Source organism: Vicinamibacteria bacterium, from assembly GCA_035620555.1.
GTDB lineage: Bacteria > Acidobacteriota > Vicinamibacteria > Marinacidobacterales > SMYC01 > DASPGQ01.
The window spans coordinates 19,780-30,573 of sequence record DASPGQ010000173.1 but is presented as its reverse complement, the minus strand read 5'-3'; the positions used below and the strand labels follow the sequence as shown (position 1 = coordinate 30,573).

Annotated in this window: 11 protein-coding genes and 4 tRNA genes; 10 read left to right on the top strand and 5 right to left on the bottom strand. The window is 62.8% G+C overall.

Translation table 11 applies throughout. The features are described 5' to 3' along the window. Nucleotides 1-440, top strand: a 440-nt coding sequence (locus VEK15_06760; GenBank protein ID HXV60375.1) for an EAL domain-containing protein, incomplete at its 5' end; no start/stop codon positions are given. A gap of 344 nt (nucleotides 441-784) precedes the next feature. Here VEK15_06760 and VEK15_06755 read toward each other — a convergent pair. The 5 genes from VEK15_06755 to VEK15_06735 are packed head-to-tail and all read right to left on the bottom strand — an operon-like array spanning nucleotide 785 to nucleotide 5,121. Next, on the bottom strand, nucleotides 785-1,069 hold the full coding sequence (locus tag VEK15_06755) for a twin-arginine translocation signal domain-containing protein (protein HXV60374.1): 285 nt from the start codon (nucleotides 1,067-1,069) through the stop codon (nucleotides 785-787). Between the two features lie 39 nt (nucleotides 1,070-1,108). Then, nucleotides 1,109-2,356 carry a hypothetical protein gene (locus tag VEK15_06750; protein ID HXV60373.1) on the bottom strand — a complete coding sequence of 416 codons (1,248 nt, stop codon included), beginning with the start codon at nucleotides 2,354-2,356 and terminating at the stop codon, nucleotides 1,109-1,111. A gap of 34 nt (nucleotides 2,357-2,390) precedes the next feature. Further along, on the bottom strand, nucleotides 2,391-3,638 hold the full coding sequence (locus VEK15_06745) for a tetratricopeptide repeat protein (GenBank protein ID HXV60372.1): 1,248 nt from the start codon (nucleotides 3,636-3,638) through the stop codon (nucleotides 2,391-2,393). After that, nucleotides 3,638-4,309 carry a hypothetical protein gene (locus tag VEK15_06740; protein HXV60371.1) on the bottom strand — a complete coding sequence of 224 codons (672 nt, stop codon included), beginning with the start codon at nucleotides 4,307-4,309 and terminating at the stop codon, nucleotides 3,638-3,640. The genes VEK15_06745 and VEK15_06740 overlap by 1 nt, the downstream gene beginning before the upstream one ends. Beyond that, nucleotides 4,306-5,121 carry a 4Fe-4S dicluster domain-containing protein gene (locus VEK15_06735; GenBank protein HXV60370.1) on the bottom strand — a complete coding sequence of 272 codons (816 nt, stop codon included), beginning with the start codon at nucleotides 5,119-5,121 and terminating at the stop codon, nucleotides 4,306-4,308. The genes VEK15_06740 and VEK15_06735 overlap by 4 nt, the downstream gene beginning before the upstream one ends. Nucleotides 5,122-5,264: 143 nt before the next feature. On the opposite strand from VEK15_06735, the gene VEK15_06730 reads away from it, so the two are divergent. From VEK15_06730 to VEK15_06690, 9 genes are all read left to right on the top strand, one after another. After that, a complete protein-coding gene (locus tag VEK15_06730) occupies nucleotides 5,265-6,623 on the top strand; it encodes an inositol-3-phosphate synthase (GenBank protein HXV60369.1) in 1,359 nt (452 codons plus the stop codon). Between the two features lie 50 nt (nucleotides 6,624-6,673). Next, the gene (locus VEK15_06725; protein HXV60368.1) at nucleotides 6,674-8,314 is read left to right on the top strand and encodes an N-acetylmuramoyl-L-alanine amidase; all 1,641 of its coding nucleotides are present in this window, start codon (nucleotides 6,674-6,676) and stop codon (nucleotides 8,312-8,314) included. Continuing rightward, nucleotides 8,314-8,943, top strand: a complete 630-nt coding sequence (locus VEK15_06720) for a GerMN domain-containing protein (GenBank protein HXV60367.1) — start codon at nucleotides 8,314-8,316, stop codon at nucleotides 8,941-8,943. Before VEK15_06725 ends, VEK15_06720 begins: the two co-directional genes overlap by 1 nt. Further along, on the top strand, nucleotides 8,930-9,667 hold the full coding sequence (rph, locus tag VEK15_06715; protein ID HXV60366.1) for a ribonuclease PH: 738 nt from the start codon (nucleotides 8,930-8,932) through the stop codon (nucleotides 9,665-9,667). The genes VEK15_06720 and rph overlap by 14 nt, the downstream gene beginning before the upstream one ends. Then, nucleotides 9,664-10,257, top strand: coding sequence for an RdgB/HAM1 family non-canonical purine NTP pyrophosphatase (gene rdgB / locus VEK15_06710; protein ID HXV60365.1), 594 nt, complete (start codon nucleotides 9,664-9,666; stop codon nucleotides 10,255-10,257). Before rph ends, rdgB begins: the two co-directional genes overlap by 4 nt. A 37-nt stretch (nucleotides 10,258-10,294) precedes the next feature. Then, a tRNA-Pro gene (locus tag VEK15_06705) sits at nucleotides 10,295-10,372 on the top strand. 7 nt (nucleotides 10,373-10,379) lie between these two features. Continuing rightward, nucleotides 10,380-10,456, top strand: a tRNA-Arg gene (locus tag VEK15_06700). Between the two features lie 7 nt (nucleotides 10,457-10,463). Next, nucleotides 10,464-10,538, top strand: a tRNA-His gene (locus VEK15_06695). Between the two features lie 56 nt (nucleotides 10,539-10,594). Continuing rightward, a tRNA-Arg gene (locus VEK15_06690) sits at nucleotides 10,595-10,671 on the top strand. Nucleotides 10,672-10,794 lie beyond the last annotated feature (123 nt).

Genomic DNA, 10,794 nt, shown 5'->3' with positions numbered 1-10,794 from the left:
TGACCGAGGGCGCCCTTAGCGAGGCGGGGATCGATCCGGCGCGCCTGGTGTTCGAGCTGACCGAGACGGCGACGATCGCGAATATCGAAGAGGCCAAGGTCTTCGCCCACCGCATGCGCGCCCGCGGCTGCCAGTTCGCCCTAGACGATTTCGGCGCCGGCTTCGGCTCCTTCTACTATCTGAAGAACCTACCCTTCGACTATTTCAAGATCGACGGCGACTTCATCCGCGACATGGCGGAAAGCCCCATGGACCAGCTCGTCGTCCGGGCCATCGTCGGCATCGCCCGGGGCATGGGGAAGAAGACCATCGCGGAGTTCGTGATCGACGCGGAAACGGCGCGCCTGCTCGACAAACTCGACGTCGACTACGCGCAGGGCTACCACATCGGCCCACCGCAACCCTTGCTGCGCGTCCTCCCGCCTGCGCAGAATGGATAACCTCTTTGAGGCCCGTCACGAAAGCGCGATTGTCGTTTCAGCGAGAGGCGGCTGCCCCGCTCCCAGAACCAGCATCGCTCAACCGAACGACTCGGCTGCACACCGAGAGAGGAACTCGCTGTAGCTTTCGGGGTCCGGAGCTTCAGCGCGAGCTAATCAGATAACGTCGACCGCCGCCCGGGCGAGAGACGAATCGCCATCTCTCTCATGACCCCTCCTTCCTCGAATCGACTTCGCGTGGGTCCGCTCCCGCACGTGAGCGGCCCGCGGGAGGGTCCCCCGCGAGGGGGAGGGCGTGGCTGGCGAAGAGGGTGTCCTCGAGATATAACCCCGTGGAAATGGGTTCACTCTACGTAGCTGTAGCCGCAGTTCTCGCACGTCCACGTGCGGCCCTGGCGGTACATCAAAGCACCGCATTGCGGGCAGGCGCGCGTTTCCTCGTCTTCCGGAGGTTTGCTGTTGAGAAGATCTTCGTAGTTGGGCTCTTCCTTCTCGTCCTCGTCCTTCTTCTTCTTTTCCTGGTTCTCCTGGGCATAGGAGATTCCCGCTAGACCGGAAGCTCCCGCTATACCGGCGAGGGCGAACGCCGCGGCCTTCAGAAAATCTCGACGGGTCGTGTCATCCAACATAATCGCGTCTCCCCTCTCGGTCGGCGGCCCTAAACCCTGCTAGTTTACCCCAAGTTGCCGCAGCTCCGCAGTCGGGGGCAGGACATAAGCGGGCATGCGGAATTTGTCGCGAAAGAGCTGGGTGCGGACGTGTCCGGTGGCGTACTCGGCGCTCGCGCCGCTCATGAGATAGGTGATCGTCGGAGCCACGTCCCTCCTCTGCACGCGCTCGGTGACGACGTGGTTCCTCCGAAAGTCCGGACCGAGCGCACAGGTCCACACCGTGTGAGCGGCGTAGCTACCAGGGCTATGGCCGAGCTGGCCGAATTCATCGACGTCGTCGTTTCGGCCGCACTCTGGACGGATGACGAGCGACGTGGTCCCCCGCAAGTAAGGATCGTCCTGGATCTCGCGCCACAGATTGCCGATGAGCTCGTCGGTGGTCTCGATGTGATTGATGTACTCCTCAAAGTGGGTGTCGTGAGCCCGGTCGCCGAGCTCGCTGTGGGCGTCGTCGAGCGCCAGCACCTGAACCGTAATGATTCTCGGCTTGAAGGCTCTCAGAATCTCCCCCGCCAGCTGGATGGCCTGGCAGTCTCCGATCGGGTGCAGGCGATCGATGAGCGGCCGCCGGGTCGAGGGAGGCTCGTAGCGCTTCGACGCCTTCACCTCCGCCAACCATTCCGTGATCTGCCCGAGCTCCTTCTTCGAGTGACCGAGGCCCTTCTCGAAATGAAGGTCGACGCTCGGTGGCGTCGAGAGCTTCTTCGCGGGATCGAAGAACCTGTTCATCGTGAGGTTGGTAGCCCCGTAGCGAACGCCGTAGTCCGGGTGCTTGCTGAAGTTCTTCACGTCCCAAGTCCAGGCGCGGTAGTAGGATGCCCCTTGGAGGATCCAGAACTCGGATGCCTTGCCGCCGGTCTTCTTGCGAACGTACTCGTTCCAGGTGGGAAAGCGCGGCCGCTGCGCGGGGTCGTCCCGGCCGGTCAGCATCTCGGTATACATATAGCCGTGAAGATTGGCGCTCTCGCCATAATCCTCGCGGAAGAGCGTACCATCCCGGGCCATCCGCGACTGAAACGGGGAATGCTCCGGGTTGTCGATGACGTCGATCTTTCGGGCACCGTTTCCCAGGATGATGACGACCAGGTGCTTGGTTTTGAAGCCCGGGTTTTCCGGCAGCCGCATCGCTCCCTGGACAACGCCCGCGCCGCACTCGACGAACGGTGCCCCGGGGGCGTTGCCGCTCGAAAAGAGAGTGCCCGCCCCCCCGGCGACCGAAAGCTTGAAGAAATCGCGGCGATTCATCGTCCCAATTATCCGACTCACCCGAGGCGGCGTGTCAAGCCATCGAGCGAACGAGGCCGAGCGCCTCTTCGATCGACGCAGACGTCCCCACCCGCCGGGCGAGCTGCTCGAGGTCCCACTCGGCCACGGCGCGCAGGTCGGCCCCCGAGGCTCCAGTCGCCCGCCCCAAAGTCTCGCCGAATTCGCGGAGCGCGCCCGTCCGATCCCCGGACGCAAGCCGCGCGGCGGCCAGAAGGAGCGACTGGCGGGGTGAACGCGATGGGTCGAGTGCGCGGGCCGTCTCGAACGTCTCGATCGCCTCTTGGTAGCGTCCCTCGAGAAAGAGCACTCCCGCGAGGTTGTAATGGCCGAACACGAAGTCCGGCGCGAGTCGGAGCGCTTCGCGAAAGCGGGCTTCGGCGTGGTCCATCCTCCCCTGATCGCGGTACGTCGCCCCAAGGTTGGAGTGGAAAGCATGGTTGAGCGGGTCGAGAGCGATGCCACGCCTCAAGGCCTTCGCCGCGTCGTCGAGCCGCTTCAGCTCACCGAGCGCCGCACCGAGGTTTCCCCAGGCGGAGGAAAAACTTGGTAGAAGCTCGGTGGTTCGACGGAACGCGGCTACGGCGCCCTCGAGGTCGTCGGCCTGGACGAGCCGCTTTCCGAGCTCGTAATGAGCCGCGGCCAGCCCCGGCTCGATACCGATCGCTTCTTTCAGAGTCGGGAGAGCTTTTTCGGGAGGGAGGGTACTGGCTCGGAACAGAAGCGAGAGCCCGCTCCCGGGCTCGTCGGCGAGCGCAGCTTCGCATGTTTCACGGCAGAACGTTCGGGGTGGAGAATCCGAAGCGCCGGGCACGCGGCGGACCTCGAATCGGCTGGCGAGACCTCTTTGCGCGACGAGGTCCTTCGCCTCGGCCTCGACGGCTGTCGCGACGAAGCGCAGCGGTCTTCCCTCGGCAGCGACCTGAGTGAGCTTCGCGAGCAAGTACGGCGGAGAGCCGGCACAAAACGGGCCTTCCCCAAAGGCTCCCTCGAGACGTGGGGCGAAAAGTGTTCGCTCGCTCGACAGGCCCGGCGGCGGAAGCCGATGCACGGCGACAGGAAGAGGCGGTGCTTCGGGAGGTGCGAGCACCGGCCCGTACTCGCGAACGCCAATTTCCTGGCGCGCCGCGGCGTCGAGCGCTTCGGCCTCATTCCCGACGAAAAGGATCCAGGGTCGATCCGACTCGACGCAGGGAGACGCGATCGTCTCGAAACCGGGCGAGTCGGAGGGCTCGAGACGAGGCCGCGCCCATTCAACTTTCACTAACGATTGGCACAATCGCGAAGGACGCGACAGGAGCGCGTCGTGTTGAAGATGCCGCAAGTGCAAAACCGCGCCATGTAGGTCGATGCGGACTCCGGAGTGCGGCGTCCCTCCTTGACCCAGTCGATCATCTTCTTCGCGAAATTGAAGGAAATCATCCCGTGTCCGCACATCGTCGCCAGCGTGAGAGTGGCGCGGTCGGGGAGCTTGTCGAGCGCTCCGAAGAACCCGAGCGAATACTCGACGCTGTGACGAGTGATCCCCGCTCTTCGCGCGATCTCGTCGGCGCGGTCGGTGAGAGCGCTGATGTTGATGGATAGTCCGAGGTCGGCCTCGCGGATATCCCCGAGAAAGCCTTCGAGCGACTCCGGGTTGTCGAAGACGGCTGAGACGACCGTAGGCTGGTTCACGTTACGCACCAGCGAATCCGGGTCGCGCTCGTCTCTACGGAACCAATGGGCAAGCGGATTCAGCTTCTTCGAAGCACGGTATACTCCACCCTGGGTAGCATCGCCCAGGTTCACCGGCCGGTGACGGCGAGCGATCTCGAGGAACGTGCGGAATTTCTCCACCGAGCCCTCGTCGTTCACGCCGCGGGCGGCCATGGCGAACACGATGTAGTCGTCCGCAAGGGTTTGGGGCGCGCCGTATCGGTGTAGCGTGTTCGTCACGTTGCCCGAGTGACCTGTGGACGGCGGCCGAGGCCGAGGTTCGTCTTTCCCCGCCAAAAAGCAAAACCCTCGTCGTGGAGCACGTCCTCGAGAGCACTGCGGCCTTCGTCGTCGCAGCGTGTGGAGACCCCGATCGAGACGATGGTGTCGATCTTCTTGGCGGCTTCGGTCGCGGTCTCGAGGATCTCGGGAACGCGGTCCATGGTCGTCTTGATCTCTACAATGGCAGAGAGCACGCGCTCGTCGAGGACGTCCTCGCGAATGCGTCCCGTCTTCTTGTCCGTCATCAGGTGGGTGACCGGATTGTTGGCCTCGAACTCGACGCCCGCCCCGGCGAGCGCCTCGGTGAGTGCGGAGATGTCACGGAAGCTCGCGGACACCGTCGGACGGCCGAACTCGATAGTAAAACCGGCTTCCCCCTCGGCGACTCGATGCGTCACGTCGTTCGTCTTGACTTCTTCGGTGCCACGCCCGTGGATCCCCGTACTCTCATGAGGGACGAGCGGATCGCTGAAGGCGCGTCTCACGATGCGTGGCCACGAGAGCTCCTGTGGCTCGATGGCGGCAGTGGGACACACGTCGGGCTCGGGGTCGAAACGGACCCTCACCCAGCCCAGCACGGTACGTATCGTGCGAACGAGCGTCGGGTTGAGGTGTTCGGTGGACAGTCCGCGGTAGCAGGTGAAGCATTCCACGCAGCGTTCCTGATCGACTACCGCTCGGCGGATCGAGGGGTCGATGTCGATTGCGCCGACGGGGCAGACCGGGATGCAGTTCCCGCAAGCGACGCAGCGGTCGGTGGATATCTTCACGCACCCGAGTATATCAACATTGCTTGCGCGTCCCCGGGAGTTGCGTCACAATCTCACGCCCCCGGTGACCGGCCGCGCGACGGCGGCACGGCGCGGGAGATGGAGCGAGGCAAGCCCACGGCCATCGTTCAAGGAGTCTCCATATGATGAAAGAGCAACCGCGATTCGAGATAGCCCCTCCCGAGGGTGGGCTCGTCGTCCTCCTGCCCGGCCTCGGGGCGGTGAGCACGACTTTCATAGCCGGCATCCAGGCCGTGAGACGAGGGCTGGCCAAGCCCATCGGCTCGCTGACTCAGATGGGCACGATCCGCCTGGGCAAACGAACGGAGAAGCGAGCGCCGCGCATCACGGATTTCGTGCCGCTTGCGTCCCTAGAGGACCTGTCGTTCGCGGCGTGGGATATTTTCGAAGAGGACGGCTATCTGTCTGCCGTCACCGCCGGGGTGCTCGAGCGCGCTCTGTTGAACGAGCTGCGCGCCGATTTGGAAGCGGTGCGGCCGATGAAGGCGGTTTTCGATCAGAGCTTCGTCAAGAAGCTCCACGGAACCCACGTCAAGGCGGGCAAGAGCAAGATGGATCTCGCCGAGCAGCTCATGGAGGACATCGACGAGGTCAAGAGGACGACGGGTTGTTCACGGGCGACGATGATTTGGTGTGCTTCGACGGAAACCTATCTGGCGAGGAACGAGGTTCACGAGGACGTCGCCGCGTTCGAAAGAGGACTGAAGGAGAGCTCGCCCGAGATTGCCCCGTCGATGATCTACGCCTACGCCGCCCTCAAGTGCGGGGTTCCTTACTTCAATGGCGCGCCCAACTTGACAGTGGATGTTCCGGCGCTCACCCAGCTTTCGTACGAGCTCGGGGTGCCCATTGGAGGAAAGGACTTCAAGACCGGCCAGACTCTGCTCAAGACGATTCTGGCGCCCGGCCTGAAAGCGCGAATGTTGGGTCTTTCGGGTTGGTTCTCGTCGAACATCCTCGGAAATCGGGATGGCGAAGTCTTGGACGATCCTGGCTCGTTCAAGACCAAGGAGGAGTCGAAACTCTCGGTTCTCGAGTACATCCTCCAGCCGGAGCTCTACCCCGACCTCTACGACAAGTTCTATCACAAGGTCCGCATCAACTATTACCCTCCGCGAGGCGACAACAAGGAAGGGTGGGACAATATCGACATCTTCGGATGGCTCGGCTACCCGATGCAGATCAAGGTCGACTTTCTCTGCCGCGACTCGATCCTGGCGGCACCCCTGGTGCTGGACCTCGCTCTGTTCTCGGACCTTGCTGCCCGGGCCGGCTTCAAGGGCATTCAGGAATGGCTGTCGTTCTACTTCAAGAGTCCGATGTCGCCCCAAGGCGTCTATCCGGAGCACGACCTGTTCATCCAGCTCACGAAGCTCAAGAATACGCTTCGATATCTCATGGGTGAGGACCAGATCACGCATCTCGGTGAGTACGTGCTCGAGCACGATCCGACCAAGAAACCCGAGCTCGTTTCCGAGTGAACGGAAAACGCCCATTGTGCTAAGCTTTTAAATAGTAGTAACAAAAGCCCATGGCGAGAAGCTGGCGACGCTCCGTTTGGTTGGGCATTGCCCTCGTTCTTAATGTCAGAAGCCTGGCCGCGCAGGCGCCGGCGGCGGACATTACGATTGTTGCCGAGGAAGGGCGCTCCGTTCTCCCGGTCAGCGAGTTCGCGGGAAAACCGATGGTCTCGCTGAGCGCGGTTGCCGAGCTCATCGACGCCGAGATTCGACCCGCTTCGGAAAAAGCGGTACTGCTCTCGGCTCGAGGTACGGTAGCGCGGATTTCCGACGAGAGCAGCTTCGTTCCCGTGGGTGGGAAGACCGTGCTGCTGCAGGGCGTTCCCCGTTTGGTGGCGGGGGAGTGGTTCGTTCCACTGGATTTCCTGTCACGAGTTCTGCCCTCGCTTTCCCCCCTTTCGGTCACCTATCGGGACCGGGAACGTCTGCTCATTCTCGGTGAGAGTTTTCCGCGGCTCGAGGTACGTTCCCAGCGCGACCCCTCCTACACCCGCGTCGAGGTCGTGACCAGCCCCGGGGTCCCGATCGAGCTCTCTCAGACCGACAGGGAAATCCTGCTGACGATACAAGCTCCCTATCTCGATACGGATTTCGACGGAGAAGAGATCCTCGACGGCATCGTCGAACGGATCGAGCTCGAGCGGAAGGAGCGCCATTACGAGGTCAGCGTCCGGCTGGGCAGATGGTTCGGGACTTTGAAAGCGTTCGAGCGAACCTATCCCGAGCACGGCGTGGTGCTCGATCTGTTGAAGGCCCATGTGCCCGGCGCCGTGCATTCGACCGACGTCGACATCATTCAGGAGGATCTCCGGCCGACTTCCGAGCGGGTCGGCAAAGACACTGGCGAGGGCGGGCCGTCCGAGCTGGAAACGATCGAGCTTTCTCCGGACTACGCGACCGGCGGGACGGACGTTCCCCCCCTAGGGCCGGGAGGGCCTGCGCGAGTGAGAATCGTGGCCATCGACCCCGGGCACGGCGGTGCGGAGATCGGTGCCGAAGGCGGCGGTGGCCTCATCGAGAAGAACGTGGTGCTCTCGATAGCAAGGCAGCTGAGAGCGCTGCTCCAGCAAAGACTGGGTCTTCACGTGATCTTGACACGGGACGGGGACAGCAACATCGGCCTCGACGAACGGGCGGCCATTGCGAATAACAACAAGGCGGATCTGTTCATCAGCATTCACGCCGACGCCTCGCCACGACGTGACGCACGGGGCTCTTCGGTTTACTTCCTTTCGTATTCTTCCTCGGGATCCGGGCCGAGCGGAAGCGTGGCCCCCGTCCGGGGCGGCACCTTTTCCAACGGTTCCGAGCTGGACTTCATTCTCTGGGACATGGCTCAGGCCTCGCACCTCAGCCGCTCGTCACAGCTCGCGGAGATTCTCCAGGAAGAGCTTCAAGCGACGACCGGTGGGGGGAAAGTCAACCGCGGGATCAAACAGAACACCTTTCGCGTCCTGAAAGGCGCCACGATGCCCGCGGTGCTGGTCGAGCTCGGGTTCATCTCCAACCCCGAGGAGGAGGACCTTCTCGGCACTGGAGAGTACCAGGAACATCTCGCCGAAGCTCTCTACCGTGGCGTTCTTCGCTACAAGGACGCCTACGAGCAGGAGCCGAGGGCGAACCAGAGCGTATCTTCGCGAGATCAGCCGTAATGAAAGGGCGAACGATTCTGCTCGCGGCCTTGCTCGCGGTGAGCCTGATTGCCTCGGCGGTGTTCGCCACGTTCTGGATTCTCAGCCAGCCGGTGCCGGACACGGTCGGGACCGATTCCTTGGACCAGGCCGCGGCCGCAAGTCTGCCCCATCCGGGAGACGACGATGCCTCTCCGAGCGAAGGTCGCATCCAGGTCAAGCTCTATGTGCTGGCGAGCTCGGGACAGGAGCTGGCGACCGTGAACGAAGTCATTCCGCTGGAGACTTCGCTACAGCTCCAGGCAAAACGGGTCGTCGCGCTTCTTCTCGAGCGCTCCCAGACGATTCCTCGAGGCGTCGTGCTCCGAGAGCTCTTCATTACCTCCCAGGGAGTCGCCTACCTCGATCTCTCTCGCGAGGTGGTGGCGAATCATCCCGGAGGATCCTCGGCGGAGGAGCTCACCGTCTTCAGCCTGACGAACACGCTCGTCGCCAATTTCCCGGCCGTCAAGATGGTCAAGATCCTCGTCGAAGGACGGGAGGTGCAGACGCTGGCCGGCCATCTCGACCTGACCGTTCCCTACGGTCGCGCACCCAGGTACCTTCAACCCGAGTCGGAGCGACAAGAGACTCAGAATGAAGCGGGTTGACGGCCGGCGGGCCGACGAGCCGCGCCCATGCCTCATCACGCCTTCCTTTCTCCGTAACGCCGAAGGCTCGGCCCTCATCGAGATCGGCGAGACCAAAGTCATTTGCGCCGCCACGCTCGAGGAGCGCGTGCCCCCGTTTCTGAAAGGAAAGGGCTCCGGCTGGATCACCGCCGAGTACGGCATGCTTCCGCGATCGTCCCACGAGCGAATTCCGCGCGAGGCGGCGCGGGGGAAGGTGTCGGGACGGACGCAAGAAATTCAACGGCTGATCGGGCGGTCCCTTCGAGCGATCGTCGATCTGTCTCGTTTGGGCGAGCGCACGGTGTGGATCGACTGCGACGTGCTCCAGGCGGACGGGGGAACGAGAACGGCATCGATCTCCGGTGCTTTCGTTGCCCTGGCCCTGGTTCTCAAAGCCGCGGTGCGCGACGGGGCGATGGCGGCTTTGCCGATTCGCGATTACGTCGCCGCCACGAGCGTGGGGGTCGTGGAGAGGAACATTCTGCTCGATCTCAATTACCGGGAAGACGCGCGTGCCGAGGTCGACATGAACATCGTCATGACCGGCCAGGGTAACCTCATCGAAGTGCAAGGCACGGCGGAATCCAGTCCTTTCTCCCGAGACGTGCTGCTGCAGATGGTGAAGCTCGCAGCCGAGGGCGTGGACGAGATCGTCGCCAGACAGCGAGAGGTTCTGGGAAAGCTCGAGCTGATAAAGTCCTGAAGCTTCTTCTCGCGACGACGAGCGCCGGCAAGCTCCGTGAGCTACGGGCGGTTCTCGAAGGCCTCGAGATCGATCTCGTCACCCTCGATGAATGGCCCGAGATCGCCCCTCCCGCAGAGACGGGTCACACGTTCCTCTCGAACGCAGCGGAAAAGGCCCTCTATTACCATCGCGCCACCGGCATCGCCGCGCTCGGGGAGGACTCCGGGCTCGTCGTCGATGCGCTCGGCGGTGAGCCGGGAGTTCACTCGGCGCGCTGGCTCGGCGAGAGCACAACCTACGATGTGAAGAACCGGCGTCTGCTCGAAAGTCTTCGAGCCGTTCCCGGAGAAGAACGTACGGCACGATATATCTGCGCCATCGCCCTAGCGGATGACGGGCAAATCGTGTTCGAGTGCGCCGAAAGCTGCGAGGGGCGGATCGCGACGGCTCCGCGCGGAACGGGCGGCTTTGGCTATGATCCGATCTTCTTCTTTCCGCCTCTGGGCAAGTGTTTTGCCCAAATGACGGCGGAGGAGAAGAACGCCGTGAGCCACCGGGGAAAGGCGATGGCGCGGCTTTCTACATTCTTGAGAGACCGGCCGCGTTGACGAAGAGGTCGCAGCGTCCGTATAATAATGGGTTTCGCGGGGCGTGGCGCAGTCTGGCTAGCGCGCCTGCTTTGGGAGCAGGAAGTCGGAGGTTCGAATCCTCTCGCCCCGACCAGAGTAGTGCGCCAGTAGCTCAGTTGGATAGAGCGGCGGCCTTCTAAGCCGTAGGTCGGGGGTTCGAATCCTCCCTGGCGTACCAGAGGATGGTGGGTGTAGCTCAATGGTAGAGCACTGGACTGTGGCTCCAGGTGTTGTGGGTTCGAGCCCCATCACCCACCCCAGCCTTTTCTTCGGTGCCTTTCCGCCTTTCGACGAGATGTTATAGTCTGGCTAGTGCGCGCCCGTAGCTCAGTTGGATAGAGCGCCAGACTTCGAATCTGTAGGCCGTAGGTTCGAGTCCTACCGGGCGCGCCATTTTACGAGGACGCTTTTTCCGGTGTTGTGAAAATCGTTGGGACTCGGCTCCCGGGTTTTCACCACCGGAGGCGTCCAGAAGAGCGGCGAAGTTCCTCCCATCGGAGGGTATCCACTTTGCGT

What these genes read in the sequence shown, in the direction of transcription:
- VEK15_06725 (HXV60368.1), top strand. Translation starts at nt 6,674, where the DNA reads ATGGCGAGAAGCTGGCGACGCTCCGTTTGGTTGGGCATTGCCCTCGTT.
- rph (HXV60366.1), top strand. Translation starts at nt 8,930, where the DNA reads ATGAAGCGGGTTGACGGCCGGCGGGCCGACGAGCCGCGCCCATGCCTC.
- VEK15_06750 (HXV60373.1), bottom strand. Translation starts at nt 2,356, where the DNA reads ATGAATCGCCGCGATTTCTTCAAGCTTTCGGTCGCCGGGGGGGCGGGC.
- VEK15_06755 (HXV60374.1), bottom strand. Translation starts at nt 1,069, where the DNA reads ATGTTGGATGACACGACCCGTCGAGATTTTCTGAAGGCCGCGGCGTTC.
- VEK15_06730 (HXV60369.1), top strand. Translation starts at nt 5,265, where the DNA reads ATGATGAAAGAGCAACCGCGATTCGAGATAGCCCCTCCCGAGGGTGGG.
- VEK15_06720 (HXV60367.1), top strand. Translation starts at nt 8,314, where the DNA reads ATGAAAGGGCGAACGATTCTGCTCGCGGCCTTGCTCGCGGTGAGCCTG.